The organism is Streptomyces rubellus, assembly GCF_036323805.1.
Lineage (GTDB): Bacteria > Actinomycetota > Actinomycetes > Streptomycetales > Streptomycetaceae > Streptomyces.
In genome coordinates, this window is sequence record NZ_JAZDCX010000034.1 from 1 (window position 1) to 23318 (window position 23318).

Annotated in this window: 14 protein-coding genes and 2 pseudogenes; 7 read left to right on the plus strand and 9 right to left on the minus strand. The window is 69.6% G+C overall.

The window, feature by feature from the left end; genetic code table 11:
• The 3 genes from V1L54_RS27480 to V1L54_RS27490 all read right to left on the minus strand — a co-directional run.
• The coding region (locus tag V1L54_RS27480; RefSeq protein WP_330120857.1) for a type I polyketide synthase at positions 1-1660 on the minus strand (1660 nt) is incomplete at its 3' end.
• A 178-nt stretch (positions 1661-1838) separates the two neighbouring features.
• Positions 1839-3083, minus strand: coding sequence for a cytochrome P450 (locus V1L54_RS27485; protein WP_330120858.1), 1245 nt, complete (start codon positions 3081-3083; stop codon positions 1839-1841).
• 79 nt (positions 3084-3162) lie between these two features.
• A complete protein-coding gene (locus V1L54_RS27490; protein WP_330120859.1) occupies positions 3163-3510 on the minus strand; it encodes a transposase in 348 nt (115 codons plus the stop codon).
• 402 nt (positions 3511-3912) lie between these two features.
• On the opposite strand from V1L54_RS27490, the gene V1L54_RS27495 reads away from it, so the two are divergent.
• On the plus strand, positions 3913-5109 hold the full coding sequence (locus V1L54_RS27495) for a cytochrome P450 (RefSeq protein WP_330120860.1): 1197 nt from the start codon (positions 3913-3915) through the stop codon (positions 5107-5109).
• 84 nt (positions 5110-5193) lie between these two features.
• On the opposite strand, the gene V1L54_RS27500 is transcribed toward V1L54_RS27495, so the two are convergent.
• Both V1L54_RS27500 and V1L54_RS27505 read right to left on the minus strand, forming a co-directional pair.
• Entirely contained in the window at positions 5194-6303 is a 1110-nt protein-coding gene (locus V1L54_RS27500) for a DegT/DnrJ/EryC1/StrS family aminotransferase (protein WP_330120861.1), read from the minus strand.
• 574 nt (positions 6304-6877) lie between these two features.
• Entirely contained in the window at positions 6878-8134 is a 1257-nt protein-coding gene (locus tag V1L54_RS27505; protein ID WP_330120862.1) for an activator-dependent family glycosyltransferase, read from the minus strand.
• 1471 nt (positions 8135-9605) lie between these two features.
• On the opposite strand from V1L54_RS27505, the gene V1L54_RS27510 reads away from it, so the two are divergent.
• Entirely contained in the window at positions 9606-11393 is a 1788-nt protein-coding gene (locus V1L54_RS27510; RefSeq protein WP_330120863.1) for a fatty acyl-AMP ligase, read from the plus strand.
• A 50-nt stretch (positions 11394-11443) separates the two neighbouring features.
• Positions 11444-11902: pseudogene (locus tag V1L54_RS27515) on the plus strand (transposase); the annotation flags it as partial.
• Positions 11903-12231: 329 nt separating this feature from the next.
• Here V1L54_RS27515 and V1L54_RS27520 read toward each other — a convergent pair.
• Positions 12232-13830, minus strand: a complete 1599-nt coding sequence (locus V1L54_RS27520) for an acyl-CoA carboxylase subunit beta (protein WP_330120864.1) — start codon at positions 13828-13830, stop codon at positions 12232-12234.
• A 281-nt stretch (positions 13831-14111) separates the two neighbouring features.
• On the opposite strand from V1L54_RS27520, the gene V1L54_RS27525 reads away from it, so the two are divergent.
• The 3 genes from V1L54_RS27525 (at position 14112) to V1L54_RS27535 (ending at position 19176) form a co-directional block, all read left to right on the plus strand.
• A complete protein-coding gene (locus V1L54_RS27525) occupies positions 14112-14375 on the plus strand; it encodes a hypothetical protein (RefSeq protein ID WP_330120891.1) in 264 nt (87 codons plus the stop codon).
• Between the two features lie 538 nt (positions 14376-14913).
• Positions 14914-17778, plus strand: a complete 2865-nt coding sequence (locus tag V1L54_RS27530; protein WP_330120865.1) for a helix-turn-helix transcriptional regulator — start codon at positions 14914-14916, stop codon at positions 17776-17778.
• A 630-nt stretch (positions 17779-18408) separates the two neighbouring features.
• Complete coding sequence (locus V1L54_RS27535) at positions 18409-19176, plus strand: thioesterase II family protein (RefSeq protein WP_330120866.1); 768 nt, start codon at positions 18409-18411, stop codon at positions 19174-19176.
• A 312-nt stretch (positions 19177-19488) separates the two neighbouring features.
• Here V1L54_RS27535 and rfbB read toward each other — a convergent pair whose 3' ends face one another.
• A complete protein-coding gene (gene rfbB, locus V1L54_RS27540; protein ID WP_330120867.1) occupies positions 19489-20478 on the minus strand; it encodes a dTDP-glucose 4,6-dehydratase in 990 nt (329 codons plus the stop codon).
• 9 nt (positions 20479-20487) lie between these two features.
• Positions 20488-21360, minus strand: coding sequence for a glucose-1-phosphate thymidylyltransferase RfbA (gene rfbA, locus V1L54_RS27545; protein WP_330120868.1), 873 nt, complete (start codon positions 21358-21360; stop codon positions 20488-20490).
• Between the two features lie 654 nt (positions 21361-22014).
• Between rfbA and V1L54_RS27550 the strand changes: the two are divergent.
• A pseudogene (locus V1L54_RS27550) lies at positions 22015-22947 on the plus strand (IS256 family transposase); the annotation flags it as partial.
• Here the strand turns inward: V1L54_RS27550 and V1L54_RS27555 are convergent.
• On the minus strand, positions 22922-23302 hold the full coding sequence (locus V1L54_RS27555; protein ID WP_330120869.1) for an Imm21 family immunity protein: 381 nt from the start codon (positions 23300-23302) through the stop codon (positions 22922-22924). The pseudogene V1L54_RS27550 and the gene V1L54_RS27555 overlap by 26 nt on opposite strands.
• Positions 23303-23318 lie beyond the last annotated feature (16 nt).

A 23318-nucleotide genomic window follows, 5' to 3' on the forward strand; every position in this document is an offset into this window, starting at 1 on the left:
GCACCACCGACGGCACGTCCTCGCCCTCGGCCAGTGCTCGCAGCCCGGCCAGCAGTTCCTCCCGGCTGTCACCGAGCACCACCGCCCGGTGCTCCAGCGCCGCACGCCCCGTCGCCAACGAGAGACTGACATCGGCCGGGTGCGCCTGGGCAGCCACCGGCAGCAGCCGCCCGGCCTGGCGGCGCAGCGCATCGGCGGAGCGGCCGGACAGCGGCCACGCCGACCATCCGGCCTCGGTACCCGCCCCGGCCTCGGTCGCCTCCTGATCGGCACCCGTGTCGGGTGCCTCCTCGATGATGATGTGGCCGTTGGTGCCGCTCACCCCGAACGACGACACACCCGCCCGGCGCGGCCTCTCCCCCCGGGGCCAGGACCGTCCCTCGGTCAGCAGTTCCACCGCGCCTGCGGACCAGTCCACCTGTGTGGACGGCTCGTCCACGTGCAGTGTCCGGGGCAGCTGCTCGTGACGCAGCGCCTGCACCATCTTGATGACGCCGGCGACACCCGCCGCGGCCTGCGCGTGCCCGATGTTGGACTTGACCGAGCCGAGCAGCAGCGGGCGCCCCTCGGGCCGGTCCTGGCCGTAGGCGGCGAGCAGTGCCTGCGCCTCGATCGGGTCACCCAGTCTCGTGCCCGTACCGTGTGCCTCGACCACGTCCACGTCGGACGCGGAGAGGCGGGCGTCGGCGAGCGCCTGGAGGATGACGCGTTGCTGGGACGGGCCGTTGGGGGCGGTGAGCCCGTTGGACGCGCCGTCCTGGTTGACCGCGCTGCCGCGTACCACCGCGAGCACCTCGTGGCCGTTGCGCACGGCGTCGGACAGCCGCTCGACCAGCAGGACGCCGACGCCTTCGGACCAGCCTGTGCCGTCGGCGTCCGCCGAGAAGGACTTGCAGCGGCCGTCGGCGGCCAGCCCGCGCTGCCTGGTGAACTCGGTGAAGACGCCGGGTGTGGCCATGACCGTGACGCCACCGGCCAGCGCGAGAGTGCTCTCACCGCTGCGCAGCGACCGGCAGGCCAGGTGCAGGGCGACCAGGGATGACGAGCACGCCGTGTCCAAGGTCACCGCGGGCCCTTCCAGACCGAGGGTGTAGGCGACCCGGCCGGAGATCACGGCGGTCGCACCGCCGGTCAGCTGGTGGCCCACGGAACTCGGTTCGTTCGCCAGCAGCCGCAGATAGCCCTGGTCGTTGCCGCCTGCGAACACTCCGGTGCGGGTGCCACGGACCGACTGGGGGTCGATGCCGGCGTGCTCGAACGCCTCCCAGGCCGCCCGGAGCAGCAGTCGCTGCTGGGGGTCCATCGCCAGCGCCTCGCGGGGGGAGACGCCGAAGAAGCCGGCGTCGAACTCGGTGGCGTCGTGGACGAATCCGCCCTGGCGGGCAGAGCTGTGTCCCTCATTGTCCGGGTCGCCGTCGAAGAGCCGGGCCAGGTCCCAGCCCCGGTCCTCGGGGAATCCGGAGATCGCGTCCTGTTCCCCGGCCACCAGCCGCCACAGGTCCTCGGGCGTGTGGACGTCGCCCGGGTAGCGGCAGCTCATGCCGATGATCGCGATCGGCTCCTGGTCGGCGGCCTCCCGGTCGCGCAGCTTCTGCTTCGTCCTGCTCAGATCGATCGTGACCAGCTTGAGGTAGTCCCGGAGCGTCTCGTCCTCTGCCATCTGCCAGTGCCTCCCAGGCTCCCGCTCGGCCACGGTCCACCCGGAGCCGCCATGCCGCGGGTGCCGTATCCAGCACATCCGCGTCCGCACGCTATGGACGCCTCGCGAAGGCGGACAACCCCTATGGGGCGAGGCCGCCCCTTATCTCGCGTGACCGCGCCTCGGCCGCTGCCGGTACTCAGCGCAGGTCGACGGGGAACTGGAGCATTCCGCGGACGATGAAGGAGCCGCGTCTGCGCACCGGCCCGGCCCGGCGGATCCCGGGCAGCCGGGCGGCGAGGGCGGCCAGCGCGGTCTCCGCCTCCATACGGGCCAGCGCGGCGCCGAGGCAGAAGTGGATGCCCGCCGAGAAGGCCAGGTTCTCCGGTCCCGGGTCCCGTGAGATGTCGAACCTTCCGGGATCGGGATAGACCTCCGGGTCCCGGTTGGCCCCGCCCGCGCAGATCGCCACTTCCTCGCCCGCGGCGATCGACTCGCCCTCCAGCTGGAGGTCGGTGTGCGCGATCCGGCGGTACTGCTGCACGGAGGGGTCGTAGCGCAGGGTCTCGCGTACGACGGCGGCTGCCAGCGACGGGTCGGCGACCAGCATGTCCCACTGCTCGGGGTGTTCGAGGAGGGCCAGCAGCCCGTTGCCGATCAGGTTGACGGTGGTCTCGGTACCGGCCAGCGGCAGGAACATGCACAGCGGGACCATCTCGTCCATGGTCATCCGGCCGTCCTCGACCGCCGGGAGCAGATCGCTGATCAAGTCCTCGCGCGGGTCGGCCCGCCGCTCGGCGATGATCTCCTGGAACATCACCGTCATCTCCGCGATGGCCGCCACCACTCCCCGCGCGGCCGGGACGGTGGCCACGCCGTCGAGCAGGTAGGCCATGCGGCGGCTGAGCCGGAAGAACAACTGCCGGTGGTGGGGCGGGATGCCGACCAGATCGCCGATCACCCGCAGCGGGAGTTGCTGGGCGAAGGCCCGCATGAAGTTGACCTGACCGCGGCCCGCCAGCATCTCGTCGATCAGCTCGTGGGTGAACCGCTCGACGTGCGGCTGCCAGTGGGCGAGCCGGCGCGGGTTCAGCGAGGGTGTGGCGAGCTTGCGCAGCCGGGTGTGGTCGGGCGGGTCCAGTCCGAGCATCGAGTTGTCGAACGGCATGAACTCGGGAGGTTTCTCCCCCTCTGGGGTACGGACACCGAAGCGCCGGTCCCTCAGGATCTGGTTCGCGACGCGGTGGCTGGTAGTCGTCCAGACACCGACCGCGCTGCGGTGGAGTGTCCCCCGCTCGCGTACCTGCTCGTAGAGCGGATAGGGATCGTCCGGAACCAGCAGGATCGAGGCGTACGGGTCGCCGCCCGCGGCCGCGGTGCGCAGGGCTCCCTGCACCACGGTCGCCTGGTAGTGCGCCCTGCGCTCCGCCTCGAGCTCCGACATGCCCTCACCCCCGCGCGTTCGAGCAGCCCGTCTGCACCGGCCGTCACACTACGAGGGGACGCCCCCCTAGCCTCAACCCCTAACCGGCGTGCGGCGTGGGTGTGACCGGCGGGAGAGGGCCCGGCGGCGCCTCGGGGCGTGGTGAGCCTCGCGCTCTCACATGGCGGGACGGCCTGCCCGGCAGCGGGCCGCATCCTGGGTCCAGGGACTCGGAACGCACGGTTCCCGGCCGACCGCCGCGCGGCGCCCCGGTGGAGCAGGCGAGGTGGACGGCGGGCTGACTGTTCTCGGTGCGTCCGGCGGTGTCGGCGTACTGGCGCTGTACGCCCACCGTGGGCACACCCGTCGTCAGGTCGCTGGTCTCGTCCACCGCCAACACCGCTTCCCCGTCGTGCGGTTGCTCGACGACGGAGCCGCGGGATGTCATCGCCTACCGCGTCGTCCTCCGGCCTGGGCCCTCGGCAGCTGGTGCTGCAAGCCATCGGGGGGCGCGCCCCCCGGGTAATCGGTGGGCGTCCGGCAGTTCCCGCACGGCGGGTCCGGCGACCATCCGAGCACCAACTCCCGTGCCCGGCAGCGTGGTTGCGCCCGGTTGAGTTGTCCCACGAGATTGGCCGCCGGGACCTGGATGAACAACTCTAGGGGTTCTCCGCCTCTCGGCAGCCCCCATAACCTGTGGGGCAGACATCGGCTGTGCGGAGGGTGGCGGCATGACCGCTCTGGAGCCGATGTCTGTGTCCGCGTCGGCCATGGGCTCTGAGAAGAGACCAGGCACGCGGACCTCCCGCCCCGCAGACACGGCAACCACCGACGTAGAGGAATGGACGGCATGAGCGTTCTCTACGACCCGAACGATCCCGCCCTTGCCGCCGACAGGTTCGCCTACTACAAGCGGCTGCGCGAGGCCGATCCGGTGCACGAGATCGCACCGGGTTACTGGCTGCTCACCCGGTACGACGACGTTGAAGCGCTGCTGCGCTCTCCGCACTCCTCCAGCGCCTTCCCCAAGGACCCGGGCTGGGCGATGAGCCGGGGCGGGCCGACCTGCCCGGCCATGCGCAGCGTCAGCAAGTGGCTGCTGCTGCAGGACGGGGCCGAGCACCGCCGGCTGCGGAAGCTGATCGCGCGGGTGTTCACGCCGCGCTACATCGACCGTCTGCGGCCACGTATCGGGGAGATCGTCGACGGTCTGCTCGACAGCATGGGCGAGGGCGAGGGCGACCTGATCCGGGACCTGGCACTGCCGATGCCCGTCGCGGTGGTCGGGGAGCTGCTGGGGATACCCGTCGAGGACCGCGCACGGTGCCGTGACTGGACCGACAAGGTGGGGTACATCCTGGACCCCGATGTGACGCCCCGCAGACGCATCGCCATGAACAAGGCGGAGCCGGAGTTCCGCGCGTACCTACTGGAGCTGATGGCCTCCCGACGCGACGCCGATCCGGACAGCGACCTGCTGTCGGTGCTGATGACGGCGGAGGACAACGAGCAGCTCACCGAGGAGGAGGTCGTCGCCAACATCCTGCTCATCTTCAACGCGGGTCACGAGACGACGGTCAACCTGATCGGCAACGGCATGCTGGCCCTGCTGCGGCAGCCCGAGGCGCTGGAAGCGCTACGGGCGGACCCAGGGCTGATGGCGACGGCCGTGGACGAACTGTCCCGGTTCGACCCGCCGGTGACCCTGTCCAGCCGGATCGCCACCGCGGAGATGGAGTTCGGCGGCAAGGTCATCCCGCCAGGTTCCCATGTGATCGGGTTCCTGGACGCCGCCGGCCGCGACCCCGAACGCTATCCCGACCCCGACCGCCTGGATCTGGCCCGCACCGAGCCGAAAACGCTGGCGTTCAGCGCCGGCCCGCACTTCTGCCTGGGCGCAGTGCTGGGGCGCCTGGAGGCGGCCACCGTGTTCTCGAAGCTGCTGGAGCGGTATTCGAAGATCGAGCTGCTTCGCGAGGACCTCCCGATCAACAGTCACTTCAACCTGCACGGGCTGCTGGAGCTCCCTCTGCGGCTCTCCCGCTGAGCGCCCAGCTCCGCGCCCATCTCCCGCCCGCTCAGCGGGATGTGGGCGCGCAGAGCCCTCCGGTCCGCACCGGCGGCGCCCGGGTCAGACGGTGCGCAGCACCTCGTGCAGGGCCGCGATCACCTTGTCCTGCTGTTCCTCGGAGAGCGACGGGTACATCGGCAGGGAGAAGATCTCGTCCGCCAGCGCCTCGGTGACCGGCAGCGGGCCCCCCGCCTGCTCCAGGTGGGCGAAACCGTCCATGGTGTGCACCGGCCGGCGGTAACTGACGCTGAGGTGGATGCCGTGGGGCTGGAGGGCCTCGATGATCGCGTCGCGCCGGGGGTGCCGTGCCACGTAGAGGTAGTAGACGTGGTCGTTGCCGGGTGTCACCGCGGGCAGGGCCAGGTCGGTGTCGGCCAGCCCCTGGGCGTAGCGGGCCGCGATCCGGCGGCGGGCCTCGATGTATCCGTCGAGCCGCCGCAGCTTGCGGCGCAGGATCTCCGCGTGCACCTCGTCGAGGCGGGAGTTGTGGCCAGGAGTCCGGACGACGCAGCGTTGCTGCTCCATGCCGTAGTAGCGGAGCCTGCGCAGCGCGGCGTCGGTGCCGGCGTCGTCGGTGACCACCGCTCCTGCGTCGCCGTAGGCGCCGAGGACTTTCGTCGGGTAGAAGGAGAACGCGGCGGCCCTGCCGGTGGTGCCGGCCAGCCGGCCGTTCTGCCGGGCACCGTGCGACTGGGCGCAGTCCTCAAGGATCACCAGGTCGTGCCGGGTGGCGAGTTCCTCCAACGAGGGGAGGTCGGCGCACTGACCGTAGAGGTGGACGGGCAGCAGGCAGCGGGTGCGCGGGGTGACCGCGGCCTCGACCTGGGCGGTGTCCATCAGGTAGTCGCTCTCGCGCACATCGACGAAGACGGGAGTGGCTCCGACCTGGTCGATGGCGATGACGGTGGGCGCGGCGGTATTGGAAACGGTGATCACCTCGTCGCCCGGTCCCACGCCCAGGGCGCGCAGCGCGAGGACGAGGGCGTTGGTGCCGTTGTCGACGCCGACGCCGTGCGCCAGCCCGTGGTAGGCGGCGAACTCCTCCTCGAAGCCGCTGACGGAGGGTCCGAGTATCAGTTGTCCGGAGCGGAACACCTGGTCGACAGCGTCGAGGATGTCCTCACGCTCCGCCTCGTACTCGGCGAGGTAGTCCCATACGCGCGTGGTCATGACCGTTCTCTTCCTTCCGGGTCGGTCTGGCCGTCCGCCTCAGGGTTGGTGAGGATCGCCGTCCTTGGCCGGGCGTCCGCCGGCCAGGCTGTGCGGACAGGTGAGGAGGCAACGGACCTGGATGTTGATGTGGTGGCTGTGGTGCAGCGGGGCGCCCGTCCGGCGGGGCGCCGGCCAGAGGCGCCCGGGACCGGCCTACGGGTGATCGGTATCGGTCTCGAAGACCGTGTACCGGGTGCTGGGGTGCAGGAAGCGTCCGCTCTCCTTCGGGTGCGCGGCGGTGGGGCGGGCGTTGTCCTGCGCGACGGCGAGCACCGCGTCGGGGACGCGGGGGCGTGCCGCGGGTGAAGGCGGTCGTAGGTCTCCGTCTGGGCGGGTGCAGTCCTCGGTGATCCGGCTGGGGGTCGCGCCGGCCGGAGGGGCGGTGCGGGAACCGGGGCCGGTGGGCGGCGGAAGCGACCGGGGCCGCCGCGGACGTGGACGCGGCGGCCGCCGGTGCCGGAGACGGGGAGAGAGGTGGGCGACGGCGAAGCCCGCCTCGGCGGACTCCGGGCCGCACAGGGCTGCGGCCTCCTCAGCCGGTGGTCTTGTGGCGGGCGGTGAGGTCCTCGAGGACCGGGACGACCTCGTTGGGTGAGGGCGCAGCGAGTACGTCCTTGCGGAGTGCGGCGGCTCCCTCGCGAAACGCCGGATCCTCCAGCAGCCGGACCAGGCTGTCACGGACCCGCTCGGGGGTGATCTGATCGACCGGCACCGAGAGGCCCGCGCCGGACTGCTCCAGGAGATCGCCGCGGACCAGGGTGTCCCAGAGACCTGGCAGGATCATCTGGGGGACGCCGTAGTAGGCGGCGGTGGACTGCACGCCCGCGCCGCCGATGTGGATGACGGCCGAGCAAGTGGGCAGCAGGGCGTGCATGGGCACGAAGTCCACGACGGTGGCGTTCTGCGGTGCCGCGTCCACCGACTCTCCGGGGCCCGGCCGCAGCGTGGCGATCAGCTCGATGTCCAGCCCGGCGAACGCCTGCAGGGCGCTGATGCCGAACATGTCGAATCCGAAGTAGCTGCGGACCGAGATACCGGCGGTCACGGCGACGCGGGGTTTGGCGGGCTCGGCAGCCAGCCACTCGTCGAGCTCGGCCTGCCCGTTGTAGGGCACATAGCGCACACTGACCACGGGCAGACCGTTGTCGATCCGGTGGCTGGGCGGGTTGGGGTCGATCGTCCACTGCCCGTTGGCCACGGTCTCGTCGTACGCGGCGCCGTGCCGGGCGAGGGACTCGGTGAGCCAGTCCCTCAGCGGATCCACCCGCTGGTCCTCGGGGCGCTCGGCGAGGCGGGCCAGGAAGTCGTTGCGGGAGCGGGTGACGACGTCCGCTCCCCACAGCATGCGGGCGTGTGCGGCGCCGGTGACCTGGGCGGCGACGGCGCCGGCCCAGGTGAACTGCTCCCACACGATCAGATCGGGCTTCCACCACCGGGAGTAGCCGACCAGCGCGTCGAGGAACTCGTCGTTGTTGATGGTGCGGAAGTACCGCGTGGTCGTCTCGTCGAAGAACCGCAGGAGTTCGTCGTGCCCCAGGTCCGCGGAATGTGTCACGGCCTCGGCGACCCGGGCCGGCCAGCCTTCGTCCTGGTTGGCCTCCATGACCTGCTTCCACCGGTGGTCGGACCCCAGCGGAACCGCCGTGAGCCCCGCCTCGGTGACGGCCTGCGCCATGTCCGGCTGGGTGGCGATCCGGACCTCGTGGCCTGCTGTGCGCAGGGCCCAGGCCAGCGGCACCGTGCTGAAAAAGTGCGTCTTCTCCGCGTGCGCGACGAAGAGTATGCGCATTGTCGTCCTCCAGGCGGGCCCGCCGACGGAAACAGTTCGGACTCGTTCCTTATGCTCGGTTCACGCTGAGAACCTATGGACTGCTGTGAGCAGGGAACAACCCCTACCTCCCCTACACCTGACCGGGGCCACCCCAGTGTCTGACCTCGCTCGCGCCATGGCCGCCCGGGCCGTGGCCTCCCCGCCGCCCGTCGGCTGGGCCACCACCGAAGCTACTTTCGGGTAGGAAAAGGGACTGCTGTTTTCGCCGTTTCGTGGAAGACGCCGGGCCGTGCCTCGTATTCCGGCTTTCTGACCTGGTGTTCACCTCGATTCTCCCGGAGGGGCGCCGGTGTGATCGCGAACGGCTGGCTGCCCGATATGTTTTGAAACCGCCCTGCTCCCCGGCCCCGCCCGCAAAGTCCAGCCCGACGGTGGCCTCGTTCACGTTCTCCGGGGTGTGTGACCGGCCATCGACTTGAGGGCCGTCGCCCCGGTCCTGACCGCCGGCCGGCTCCTGCGGTCCCGGACGCCGGTCCGGTTGCACCCCGCACTGCCCGGTGCGCCGCGGCCGCTGCCGTGCAGCGGGTGGCAGCCGGCGTGCGTCCTCGGCAGCTATCACGTCCTGTCGACAGGCGGGCGAATCATCCTTTTCGACTCCTTGTAGGGGCTGCGCAATTCAACATAGGGGTGATCACGAAAGGGACGGAGAGGCGGTGGACGTATGCTTATGGCATTCTTCTGCCGCAGGACGCTGCCGTGTCGGCGTCCCGGCTGTTCTTGGCGTGGGCCCGGGTGACGGAACTCCACGCCGTCGATGTCTTCTATCATTCGCGCTCACGTTGAAGTGCACTGGCTGACCGGAGAATCCTGGGCGGAAGCGATGCGCAATCGCCGGTGAGGGGGGACTTTGTCGTCGCAAGACGAGGTACGGCCGATCATTTCACCGGCGCCGGAATCGCTCATCGCGGGATTTTCCCGGAAACCGGCGCGGCGGGCCCGGACGAACGTGTGCGCGCCGAGGGCCCGGCGGACTTCGATCCCGGATTCCTCGGCGTGGCCGAAAGTCGGGTTGGGCAGCTCCGTGCCGAAACAGGAATGGCTGCCCGGGTTCTCCCGGGGTGCCCCCGAAGACGCCGGCGCGGCCCAGGACCGGCCCGCCACCGGACAGGCCAGGGCCCAGACCGGAGCACACCAGGACGACCGCGGGCACCGCCTCTTCCGCACCGCACCCGGGTTCGCCGCCGGCGGCGGGCTCTGCCCTCCCGCACGCCGATCACTCCCGTCGGCCTGGGCGCGGAGCGTGCGGGCCGCGTCCGTGAATCCGCACACCACCGCGAGGCCGGCCGTCATCCCGTTCCCCCCTTTCCGGCCGGGCTCGTCCGGCCGTGCTGCTGCGCGGCCGTGTCGCGATCCGGGCGGCAGGGGAACCTCAAGCAACTCCGGCACGTCCGGCGGCTTTCGGCACAAGGACACCAAGGAGACCTGACCCATGGCCACTGTTCTCGATGACGTCCGCTCGGGCCACGAGACACCGACACTGCCCGAACTGCTGCGCCTGCGCGGTGAGCGGCAGCCCGACGACACCGCCTACGTCTTCCTGCACAACGGTGAGGACCCCCGGGAGCCCCTCACTTACGGGGAGCTCGCCGCCGCGGTGGACGTTAGGGCCCGGTGGTTCGCCGCCCGGGGCATGAGCGGGCAGAGCGCCGTGCTCATGTATCCGTCGGGGCTGGAGTTCGTCCGTACGCTCCTGGGGTGCATGGCGTCCAAGGTGGCTGCGGCGCCCGTCCAGGCGCCGCGCCACCTCAAGGACGTGGAGCGCATCCGCCGCATCGCGCAGGACGCCGGCGCCACGGCCGTGCTCACCGAGACCTCGGTCAGGCGCGAGCTGGAGGACCGGTTCGGGGACCTGGAGGACCTTCTGGGCCTCACGGTCCTCGACACGGCCGAACCCGCCGCGGCAGGCGGCGACGTGCTGGGGTCGGTCGTGCCGGGTCCCGCCCCCGGTCTGGATGACGTGGCCCTGCTCCAGTACACGTCGGGCTCCACCGGCGACCCCAAAGGTGTCGTCGTCACCCACGCCAACTTCCTCGCCAACGTCGCCGAGACGGATGCCCTGTGGCCGTGCGCGCCCGATGGCACCGTGGTCAGCTGGCTGCCCCTCTTCCACGACATGGGCATGCTGTTCGGCGTCGTCATGCCGCTGTGGGCCGGTATCCCCTCGTATCTGATGGCACCCGCCGCCTTCATCCGCCGGCCCGCCCGCTGGCTGGAGGCGATCGCCCGGTTCCGCGGCACCCACTCCGCGGCACCCAGCTTCGCCTACGAGATGTGCGCGCGGGTCGCGGCGGAGGGGAAGGCCGGCGGGGTCGGTGACCTCTCCTCGTGGCGTGTGGCGGCCAACGGCGCCGAACCCGTGCGCTGGGCTGCGATCAGGGACTTCACCGAGGCGTTCGCCCCGCATGGCTTCCGGCCCGAAGCCATGTGCCCGGGCTATGGTCTCGCCGAGAACACCCTCAAGGTCACCGGCAGCGACCAGGACCGCGAACCGACGGCCGTGTGGCTGTCCGCGACGGCGCTGAGGGAGGGCCGCGCGGAGATCGTCGATGCGCAGACACCCGGCGCCGTCCCGGTCACCAGCAGCGGCCGCACCGTCCCGGGCACCGAGGTGCGGATCGTCGATCCCGGCACGTCGCGCGGCTGCCCGCCGGACGTCATCGGCGAGATCTGGGTCAACGGACCGTGCGTGGCGGCGGAGTACAAGGGGCGTCCGGAAGCGAGCGCGGAGACCTTCCGCGCACGGATGACGGACGCCGACGGACGCCCCGAGGACGGGCGTGCCTACCTGCGCACCGGTGACCTGGGCTTCCTGCACGCCGGTGAACTGCACGTCGCCGGCCGCTTCAAGGACCTGATCATCCACCAGGGCCGCAACTACTACCCCCAGGACGTCGAACTGTCCGCGGAGAAGTCCGCGGACGGCCTGCACCCCAACTGCGCCGTCGCGTTCGCCGTCGAACGCGACGAGAAGGAACGCCTCGTGGTCGTCGTCGAGGCCGACGGCCGGACGGTGCGCGCCCACGGCACAGAGAGCCTGCGTGAACGGGTCGTCCGCGCGGTCCACGACCACCACCACCTGACGGTCGACACCGTCCTCCTCGTCCGCAGGGGCGCGATACCGAAGACCTCCAGCGGCAAAGTGCAACGCCGTGCCTGCCGCAGGCTGTACGAAGAGGGCGAACTGACTGACCTCGCCACTCCGTCGCCGGGCCGGTGATCAGCAGCCCGGCGCGCGCCGGGCGGGCCCGGGCACTCCCCCGTCCTGGGCATCGGCACCCATCGCCCGCCGGGCGGTGGACACCTGACGGCCGCGCCCGCCGAGGGGCGCGGCACAAGGCGTTTGCTTAGTCGGCGTCTCAACTGGCAACACCCACGACAGCCAGGGGTTGAGGCCCATGTCGGCCGGCCTCCACACGAGACACGACCCCGACCGAGGTCGCGACTACACCTTCGGCAAGCTCCACGCCGACAAGGCCTACGACAACCCCGACCTGCGCCGATGGCTCCGCGGCAAACGCATCGCAGCACGGATCGCCCGCAAGAGCGTCGAGTCCAGCGAACGGTTAGGACGCCACCGCCGGGTGATCGAGCGCATGGTGGCCTGGCTCACCGGCTACCGTCGCCTCTCACCCCGCTACGAGCGCCATCTCCGCAACTACCTGGCCTTCCCCGGCCTGGCCGCAGCCCTCCTCTGCATACAAGCGACTGATCCGCCTCACCACATAGGACACGCTCTAAACCGAGCAATGCACACAATCACCCTGATCAGGATGCGTCTGGATCCCGCCACAAAGACGCACGTCGCCCGCCGCGTCAGCGAGGGCAAAAGCCCCCGCGACGCACAGCGATGCCTCAAGCGCACCGTCTGCCGTCAGCTCTTCAAAATCCTCGAACGAAGGAGCCAGCCGAACGTGGAAGAGCTTCCTCAAGCGGCTTGACACGACATAGCAGCCTCGGGGAGACCTCGTGGTGCGGTGCCCTCCGTCACGGCTGACGGTATGCGGGATGAACAGGTGGCCCGACGGGAACGGGAGTGGCCGGCACGGCGAACGGCGTCACAACGGAATGTTTCCGTGTTTGCGTTCCGGGCGGGTGTGCCGCTTGTTCCGCAGGCTCGCCAGCGCCTTGGCGACCTCGATGCGGGTGCGGGAGGGCGGAATGACCATGTCGACGTAGCCGTGCGCAGCGGCCTCGTAGGGGTTGCCGAATCTGCGACGGTAGTCATCGATGAGGTGGTCCTTGAGTGCCGCGCGGCCCTCGGGCGGGGCGGCGGCCAGTTCGCGGCGGTACAGGAAGGGCACGGCGCTTCTGGCGCCCATCACGGCGATCTCGGCGGTGGGCCAGGCCATCACGCGGTCGGCGCCGATCTGTCGGGATCCCATCACCGCATACCCGCCGCCGTAGGCCTTTCGGGTGATGACGGTGATCTTGGGGACGGTGGACTCGGCGTAGGCGTAGAAGAGTTTGATGCCGCGACGGATGATGCCCTGGTGCTCCTGCCCGACGCCAGGCAGGTAGCCGGGAACGTCCATGAAGGTGAGGACGGGAATGTTGAAGGCATCGCAGAAGCGGATGAAGCGGGCGGCTTTCTCGGAGGCGTCGATGTCCAGCACGCCGGCGAGGTGGCTGGGCTGGTTGGCGACGACGGCCACCGAGTGCCCCTCGACGCGGCCGAGCGCGCAGATGATGTTGCGGGCGAAGTCCGGGTGGATCTCGAGGTAGTCGCCGTCGTCGAGGACTGCGGTGATGACGTCGGCCATGTCGTAGACCTGCTGCTCGCTGTCGGGAACGACGGTGTCGAGGGCCAGGTCTTCTTCGGTGATGCCGGGATCGCAGGCGTGGTGGTAGACCGGGGGGATGTCCAGGTTGTTGGACGGCAGGTAGCCGAGGAGGGCCTGCACCCAGGAGATGGCGTCCTGCTCGTCGTCGCCGAGGTAGTGCGCGTTGCCGGAGACCTCGGCGTGGACGGCGGGGCCGCCGAGTTGCTCGGCGGTCACCTGTTCGCCCGTGATGGCGGAGACGACCTCGGGACCGGTGACGAACATGTAGGAGATGTCCTTGACCATGACCGTGAAATCGGTGATGGCCGGCGAGTAGACCGAACCGCCCGCGCAGGGGCCCATGATGAGCGAGATCTGCGGGATCACACCGGAGGAATGAACGTTGCGGACGCCTAGTTCGGTGTAGTAGGCAATGGACATCACGCCTTCCTGGATGCGGGCGCCTCCGGAGTCGTTGATGCCGATGACGGGGCAGCCGATACTCATGGCGAAGTCGTAGATCTTCACGACCTTGTTGCCGAAGGCCTCGCCCATACTGCCGCCGAGGGTGGTGAAGTCGTGGGAGAAGACGCACACCTGGCGTCCGTCGACGGTGCCGTGGCCGGTCACCACCCCGTCGCCGTAGGGGCGTGGAATGCCTGCTTCGACGGTCCGGTGGCGCACGAACTCGTCGAGTTCGACGAAGGAACCGGGGTCGAGCAACAGGTCGATGCGCTCGCGGGCGGTGAGCTTCCCTTTGATGTGCTGCCGGTCCGCGGCCTTCTTCTCGGCGAGGACGACGGCCTCCTCGTGCCGGGCGGCGAGGTCGGCGATGCGGTCCGCCGTGGACGTGGGCGACTCCTCGACCGGTGAGACAGGCTCCTGGAGCGACATACCAGCCCTACCTTCCAAACACGACGGCCCTGCCCCCGATCCTCCTGGAATCAGGCCACCGGCATCACCCCTAATCGGCCGCCCGCGCCCCTAGAGGCGTCTTTCCGAGCACGTTCGGCGAAGCGTCCCGGCTCGAGTGGAGGCTCGGTGTCATGAAGGGATCGGGTCATGGCACGGCCTTCCCGTGGCCCACTTGACTCCCGCCGCCGTGCGGTGCGCAGGGTCGCCGAGGTGCGCGGCGATCATCCGGCCGGTGCGGGCGCCCGGGACCATCGATGCCCGTGCCCCGGGTGGGATCGGCGTCGGTCGTCGCTTCGGAGACCGGCGGAGCCTCCTGGTGCCGGCTGCTGGACGCGGTCCGCGTCGGCCCTGGCGGCGATGTCGCCGAGGTCACCGCCCGTCAGGTCCGTCGGGTCGTCACCGACCTCCTCGACGGCCTGCCGGTGGGGGTGTCGGGGCGGATGCGCTCGGACCGGGTGATGCGGGGTCCGTCCCTGCCGCCTGGACACAGCCCCGGCAGGGCGGCCGGTGGGCGTGGCTCGTGATCGCCGCCCGCACCCGGCTGAGACTCGGCCGCGAAGCCGCCGCCGGCCTCCGCCGCCCCTGGGGTGAGCCGGCCGGACCCACCCGGCTCACCCCTGCCCGCGCCCGGCCAGGGGGTTCACGACCTCCGCCCGCACCTGCACCGCCCGGCCCGGCGCCGCAACCATCAACACTCGGCCAGAGGGACCAGTTGGAGCCGAAATCCGCTGTCCCGCGACCCGCCACGACGTCGACAAAACGACCAAAAACCCCGAGAGCATCGCCGAACCTAAAAAAAAGTCAAACCGTGCAAAGGTTAAATTCCAATTGTGAGGCGCAATCCCGTTGTGGCGTGGCTGGTTTTTGTGGAATATTCTCAAACACTTGTTCTTGCCGAGGGCAAGTGCGGTTCGAAACAATTCGGAGGGCCACCGCACACGTGGCCTAGGGGTCACCCCTGCACGCGTTCACAGACGTGTGAACGGAGGCGGTACGGAAGCTGTGCTGGCCAGTGCTTGGCGATCCCGTTCGGAACTGCTAACGGGGAGGCAGACGCCAGTCATGCTGGTCCATCGAGACGAACAACTGGCCCACTTACATTGGGCTTTTCATGCCTGCGAGAAGCACGGACACGGACAGGTAGTGCTGGTCACCGGCGCTGTGGGAAGCGGTAAGACCCAGGTACTGGAGACCTTCGGGGAGTGGGCTGCCACCGCCGGCGGGCAGGTGCTGAGCGCCGCCGGGTCACGGGCCGAGCAGGGACTCCACTTCGGAGTGCTCGGACAGCTTCTGCACAGCGCGCGGCTCAAACCGGAAGGGCTCCGGCAGGTCGAGGAGCTGATACGCGAGGTCGCGCTGTCGGTACCCACGGCGGAGGCCAGAAGCGACGCGGCGGCCGAGGTCCTAACAGAGGCCCTGACAGCGGACGGACTCTGGGCGCCGCTGCTGCGGACCGCCTTCGACACGTTCCTGACACTGGCCAACCGAGGGCCCCTGGTACTGGCGGTTGACGACCTCCAGCACACGGACGCCGCCTCGCTGCACTGTCTGCTGTACGTCACCCGCAGACTGAGGAACGCACGCATCATGGTGCTGCTCTCGGAGGCGACAACACTGCGTCCGGCGCATCCGCTGTTCCACGCGGAGCTGCGCAGCCTGCCCCGCTTCACCCGCGTCACCCTGCCGCTGCTGACCGCCGACTCCGTCTCCCGGCTGATCGGCGACGAGGCGGGGGCCCGCGACGTGGGCGGCAACGCGGCCGGGGCACAGGACGTACGCGAGGAGGCCAGGCGGATCCTGCGGGTGACCGGCGGCAATCCGCTGCTGACCCAGGCGCTGGTCGACGAACAGGCCAACCGCGAGACGGACAGCGCCCCCGCGACCGGAGCGAGGGCCGACGACACCTTCGACCGGGCCGTACGCGACTGCTTCTACCGTCACGAGCCGGGCGTACGCCGGGTGGCTCAGGCGCTCGCGGTGCTGAACCGCCCGGCATCGCAGGAACTGCTCGGTCAACTCCTCGACGTCCTGCCCGACTCCACCGCGCCCGCCGTCCGCGTCCTTCAGAGCGCCGGTCTCGTCCACGCCGGCCAGCTGCGCCATCCACGGATCCTGCATGCGGTGCGTTGCGACATGCCGGCCGAGGAACGGCGGCGGCTGCACCAGCGGGCCGCCGAGGTGCTGCACGACAACGGTGCGGAGGCCAGCGTGGTCGCCGAGCATCTGGTGGCCTCCGCGTGGACGGACAGCGCCTGGGTGGTGCCCGTCCTCAGGGACGCCGCGGCGCACGCGCTGTCCTCCGGCCGCCCCGACCACGCCGCCGCCTGTCTACACCTGGGCGGCCGGGCCGAAACCGACAAGGACCGGCGCAACTCGCTGATGGCGATGCTGATCACCGCCCGCTGGCAGGTCAATCCCCTGGCCGTGACCGGCCAGGTGAGTCAGCTGGTGGAAGCGGCGCGGACCGACGAGTCGTCTCATTCCACGGCCCTGTCCGCGGTGCCGTACCTGCTGTGGCAAGGACAGGCGGAGGAGGCGGCCGAGGCGATCAGCGGCTGTGGCGCGGACGACCATGGCCCCGCGTCGAACGAACTGCGACTGACCCGCTTGCTGATCGCGCTGTCCCATCCGGACTACCTGGACACGGTACGGGAGGACCCGAGCTCCTGGACGCGGGCGGCGACGGCGCCGCACTCTGCCAGTCCCCAGCTGCAGGCCGTGTCGATCCTCGGCAACGCGCTGATGCCGACGGGCGGTGTGGACACCGTGGCCGCCGCGGAGCAGCTGCTGGAGCGGCACCATCTGGACAATGGCTCCCTGGGCCTGCTGACCGCTCCCCTCCTGGCGCTGCTCTGTGCCGGCCGCTCCGACCGGGTCGCGGAGTGGGGCGAACGGCTCCTCGCCCGGCCGGGCGTCCAGCACACACCGGCCTGGCGGGGCGTCGTACGGGCGATCCACGCGGAAGCGACGTTGCGCCTGGGAGATCTGGACGCGGCGGAGCGGGGCGCGCGGCTGGCGCTGGAGGATCTGCCCGCGCCGGCGTGGGGCGTGGCCGTCGGTGGTCCGCTGGGCACCCTGATCACCTGCACGACCGAGAGCGGCCGGCTGTTCGAGGCCGAACGCTGGCTGTCGCAGCCGGTACCGGCCGGCGTCTTCCGCACTCCGGTGGGCGCGCACTACCTGATCGCCCGGGGCCGGCACCATCTGGCCATGGGGCAGCACCAGGCGGCCTCCGCCGATCTGCACCGGTGCGGCGAGTTGGTCCGTTCCTGGGGCATCGACGTGGCCGGACTGGTTCCGTGGCGCCTGGAGCTGGCCCGAGTACAGCTCAGCCTCGGCAACAGGACACACCCCGCGCTGCTGCTGCAGGAGCAGCTGCAGGTCTCCCGCGGGCTGGACGACCGCACCCGGGGCCGGGCGCTGCGGCTGCTGGCTTCCACGGCCGCACCGGATCACCGGCGCAAGCTGCTGTCCAAAGCGGTGTCCGTGTTGCAGTCGTGCAGCGACCAGCAGGAGCTGGCCCGGGCCCTGTCCGACACAGGTCAGGCGCTCCCGCAGGCCGGTGACCCCACCCAGACCCGGCTGTTCGTCCATCGCGCCAACCGGCTGGCACAGAGATCGGGCAGGGCTTCGGCACTGCCGCAGCGGATGGAGCGGCGGGCTGCGCCCAGCGGTACGACGGCGACGGCCAGTTCGCCCCCGGACGGCTTCGAGGCCCGGGACCAGGACAGCCTGCTGAGCGAGGCCGAACGCCGGGTCGCGGTCCTAGCGGCCCGGGGGCGTACCAACCGGCAGATCTCCAACGAGCTCTACATCACGGTGAGCACGGTAGAGCAGCACCTCACCCGGGTGTACCGGAAGCTGGACGTCAAGAGCCGCACGGACCTGCCCAACCGGCTCATGGCTCTCGCCGAGCCGATGGCGTAGGTCGGCCGGGCCAGGCGCCCGGTCGGGGCCGCGCACCGCGCGGTCTTGGCCGGGCATGCGCCAACCGCCGTACTGTACGCAGCGGTTGACGCCGCCCGCCCGGGTCCTTCCGAGAGAGGAGGGCAGGGCTGCCCACGACGGGCACCGGCCACGGTCCCGCGACTAACCCCTACTCGCCCCGGGGCGTCCCCCTAAGAAACGGATGCACGGGGGCCGGTGCCCACCCCGGCCACGGCACGTGCGAGGCAGGAGGTCACCGGCCGGCTTGCCGCCCTTTCGGCCGACGGGGCGCAAAGGACCTCAAAGGCCGGCGAACACCTGGAGTCCGGATGGCGCTCGGTGGTCTCGTCACCGATGAGCCGCCCGGTGATCGCTCACAATGCCCCCCTTCTCGCTCGCACCGCACCGGCCCGCTCAACCGGGGTTGTGCGGGTGGTGGCTGGGCGGTTGCCCGGGCCGGGCGGTCGTCCGCGATCGTTAGGGGTTGTCGGCGGCTGGTGGCGCTGCGATCGTCTGGGCCTGGGCCGATGTGCGGCCGCGCGCCGCTGGCGGCGCAGGCGGCGAACGTCGGGGGCGTCTCCCACCCGGGGGCGGACAACACCGGTTTGGTTTGAAGGGACGACGAACGCGATGGCGACGAGCAGCGACGCGGGCGACCTGTGGGTGCGCCGCTTCCATCCTGCACCCCAGGCACTGGTCCGGCTGCTCTGCCTGCCGCACGCGGGTGGCTCCGCGAGCTACTTCTACCCGGTCTCGCAACGTCTCGCTCCGCGCGTCGAAACCCTGGCCGTGCAGTACCCGGGCAGGCAGGACCGCAGGAACGAACCGTGCCTGGAGACGGTGCAGGACCTGGCCGACCAGATCGTCGAGGTCCTCGGCCCGTGGCAGGACAAGCCGCTGGCGCTGTTCGGACACAGCCTGGGCGCCACCGTCGCCTTCGAGGTGGCCCTGCGTATGGAAGCACGGGGCACCCGGCCCGCCGCGCTCATCGCGTCCGGGCGGCGGGCGCCGAGCGCGCCCCGGGACGAGCGGGTTCATCTGCGCAACGACGAGGGCCTGCTGGAAGAGATCAGGCGACTCGACGGCACCCAGTCCCAACTGCTCGAAGACGACGAGATCAGGCGCATGGTCCTGCCGTCGATCCGCGCCGACTACAAGGCCGCTGAGACCTACCGTTACGAGCCCGGCCCGCCGCTGTCGACGCCCCTCTACGCCCTGACAGGGGACGCCGACCCCAAGGCCACCACCGACGAGGTCCGCACATGGGCCGACCACACCACGGGACGGTTCGAGATGACCGTCTACCCGGGCGGCCACTTCTACCTCAACGCCCACGCTCCGGCGGTCACCGAGGAGATCGCCGCATGGCTGGTACCCGCCGCCACCGCCGGACGCTAGCGCACGGACACTCCTACGGGAAGCTTTCCCTAAGCAAGCACGGGCGAACGCGGGCTTTGCCGCAGCCGTCCGCGGCGGCGAATTCTGCTCAATGTGTGCCGACTCTCGAGTCACGCACCGTCGTCCTGACCGACAAAGCAGAACCGCTTCGTGTTTAGCCGGTCACCACACGGGTGTTCCAAACGAATTCCCAGCCGACCGGAATGCGGGCGTGCCACCGCGGCGTGATCCCCCTCATTGCCTATCCGCCTCGTCTAGCACACCGGGCGGCTGAACGAATCGCCTGAAGCAGTGGCCGCCCGTCCCTTGCGTCTACCGGACCGGGTTCCCGGCCCTCTTCAGTGGCTCCCACCAATCGCGCTGCTTTTTGTACCATTCGACGGTCTCCGCCAGTCCCTCATCAAAAGAGACCCGCGGGCGATAACCGAGTTCCGTGTAAATCTTCGTGATGTCGACCGAGTACCGACGATCGTGGCCCTTCCGATCCGCCACGTTCTCCACCATGACCCAATCCGCGCCGACCATACGCAGTAGCCGCCCGGTAAGTTCACGGTTCGTCAACTCGGTACCGCCGCCGATGTTGTAGACCTCGCCCGCTTCTCCCTTTTCCGCCACCAGCGCGACGGCCCGGCAGTGGTCGTCCACATGCAACCAGTCCCGCACATTACCGCCGTCCCCGTACAGCGGCACCTTCCGCCCGTCCAGCAGCTGCGTCACGAACAACGGAATCATCTTCTCGGGGTTCTGGTACGGCCCGTAGTTGTTGGAACACCGGGTAATACACACCGGCAGTCCGTGCGTGCGATGGAAAGCCCGTACCAGAAGATCGGAAGACGCCTTGGAAGCCGAATAGGGAGAGTTCGGCTCCAGCGGCTGCTCTTCGCTCCACGACCCCTCATCGATCGAGCCGTAGACCTCGTCCGTCGAGACGTGGACGAACTTTCGCACCTCGGCACGCGTTGAGGCATCCAGCAGTACCTGGGTACCGAGCACATTGGTCCGGATGAAATCCTCGGACCCGCTGATCGAGCGGTCCACATGTGATTCCGCGGCGAAATGCACGACCAGGTCACCGCCCTGGAGTATCTCCGCGACCAGTGCGCGGTCACAGATATCGCCGTGTACGAAGGTCAGGCGCGGATCGTCCTGAACCTGAGCCAGGTTGGCCCTGTTGCCGGCGTAGGTGAGCTTGTCCAGCACCACCACCTCCGGTGCGCTACCGTCGGTGTACGCGCCGGTCACAGCCTGCCGGACGAAATGGGAACCGATGAACCCGGCGCCGCCGGTCACCACGATGCGCATGCCGCCCCCTCAGTGATCCGCACTCGCGATGGCCATGAGATAGGCACCGTAGTCCGTGTTCCCCAGCTGCCCGCCCAGTTCGTAGCAGGCGGCGGAGTCGATGAATCCCATACGGAAAGCGATCTCCTCCAGGCAGGCGATCCGTACACCCTGACGCTCTTCCAGAACCTGTATGTACTGCCCGGCCTGGAGCAGGGAATCGTGTGTTCCGGTGTCGAGCCAGGCGAATCCGCGACCCAGATCGACCATTCTGGCCCTTCCCTGCCGGAGATACACCCGGTTGACATCGGTGATCTCCAGCTCGCCACGCGCGGACGGCCGGACCTTCCGCGCGATGTCCACCACACCGTTGTCGTAGAGATAGAGCCCGGTGATCGCCAGGTTCGACCTGGGTTTCACCGGCTTCTCCTCCAGTGACACCAGCTCACCCCGGCCGTCAATCTCCCCGACCCCGTAGCGTTCCGGGTCCTTCACCGCGTAGCCGAACAGCACACATCCGTCGACATTCTTGCACTGATCACCCAGCAGACCCGAAAGACCGGGGCCGTGAAAAATGTTGTCACCCAGAATGAGCGCCACCGAATCATCCCCGATGAATTTCTCACCGATGACGAAAGCCTCCGCGATACCGTTGGCCTGCGACTGCTCAGCATATTCAATGGAGAGACCAAGCCGACTCCCGTCACCCAATAACCCCCGGAAAAGACCGACATGCGACGGAGTCGATATCACCAGAATGTCCTTGACGCCGCCGAGCATGAGGACCGAGAGCGGGTAGTAGATCATCGGCTTGTTGTAGACAGGCAGTAAGTGCTTGGACACGGCATGAGTCAGCGGATAAAGCCGCGTCCCACTCCCCCCGGCCAGAACGATACCTTTCACGTCGATTAACCCCCGTTTCCGATGATGAACCCGGGATGGATCGGGCGAACCGCCACTCAACCGAGAACATGCCGAAGTCAGGAATCGAGACTATCGCCCGGCACAGGACGCCGTCCACCGTCACGACGAAACCACCAGCTTCCACAAAACACGCTCACCCCGGGCACGAAACCCCAGAAGCCCACCGTCCCGTTGTTCCCCCCATCGAAGACCAGCGAAGACCCGAGGATCACCACGCCATGCCTGCCGACGCGGCACCCACCAAACTTTCCAACTGCGAACCACTCCCCCGCACACCCGGCAATCCGACCCGAGACGAGCACAAGGACGGCCTCCGCGGCAAGGTGACCCAGCACCACCGGGCACCACAACACGAACTCCTCGCCCCACGCCCAGCACACTCACCAGAAGCAGGGGGCACTACCCCAGCACCCCACCAACACAGCCCTCACACAAACCACCCACCTCCTCCGAACGATCGAGGGCCCCTCTTGGCAGGTGTCACCTCCGAGGGACCATCGAGCAATGCTCAGGACTTGCGGATCGGCCTCGGGAGGGGTGCCTCGCGGAACGCGGAGGGCGTACCTCCCCGAGTGATCGACTCAAGGTCATCGAGCAGGGCCGCGTTGCACCGCGGGGCGGGAAGGCACGCCCGTGCTGAACGTAGTCAACGAGGACGGAATCACCGAGACCGGCTCCCTGATGGACGAGATCGTCCGCGAGGGCGCGAGGCGGATGCTCGCCGCCGCTCTGGAGACCGAAGTCAACCAGTGCATGGTTGAGTTGGCCGAAGAGCGGGACGGGCCGCCGCCTGGTGGTCCGCAACGGCCATCACCGCGAGCGGACCGTGACCACGGCTGCCGGCCCGGTCCAGGTACGAGCCCCCGGGTGAACGGCAAGCGCGTCGACACCGAGACGGGTGAGCGCAAGCGGTTCTCGTCGAAGATCCTGGCGCCGTGGTGCCGGAAGTCCCCGGAGACCAGCGAGTCCCTGCCCCTGCTCTACCTGCACGGATTGTCGTCCGGCGACTTCGTGCCGGCGAGGGAGCAGTTCCTGGGCTCGGCGGCCGGACTCTCCCCGGCAACGGTGACCCGGCTGACGAAACAGCGGCAGGACGACCACGCCGCCTTCCAGGCCCGCGACCTGTCCGGATCCGACTACGTCTACGTCTGGGCCGACGGGGTCCACCCCAAGATCCGTCCCGGCCAGGTGCGCTCCTGCGTCCTGGTCCTCATGGGCGTGCGGCTGGACGGCACCAAGGAGCTGATCGCGCTCGCCGAGGGTCTGCGGGAATCGACGGAGTCGTGGGCGGACCTGCTGCGTGACTGCCGCCGGCGCGGGATGCACGACCCCGAGCTCGTGGTCGGCGACGCCGCGATGGGCCTGTGGCGGGCCCTCGCGGAGGTGTTTCCGCAGGCCAGACACCAAAGGTGCTGGATTCACAAAACCCGCAACGTGACCGACGCACTGCCGAAGTCCGCCCAGGCCCGCTGGCGCGCGATCACCGCACCCAAGCTCGTCGCCCTGGTCCGCGCCGAAGCCCGCTTCGAGAACGGTCACCTCATCGAACGCCCCGAGGCCACCGCGGCCCGAACAACCCCGCCGATCCGCAATTCTTGACAATTACTCCCAGCGCCCGTGCGCCGGAAGGACCTATGTCGATCACCGCGGCGAGGTTGTCCACCGCGCAGGCGCGGTCGTGGTCGTCCGGGGTGTCGCCGCCAAGGATCATCCCGGCCTCGGTGCAGCCGCCCCACTGCTGCAGCGCCGAGAGCGGAACCACGATCAGCGGACCACCCATCGACGCCACCCATACCGGCCCCGGTAGCGTGCGGCGTGCGGGGGTCTCAGTCGGGTGGTCGCCCTCATGAGTCGCCTGCCCGGACGGTCCTGTCAGCGGCAGCTCCGGCCCCCGCCTTGCTAACTCGCACTTCGATGTCATGCCTGCCTCGCATTTC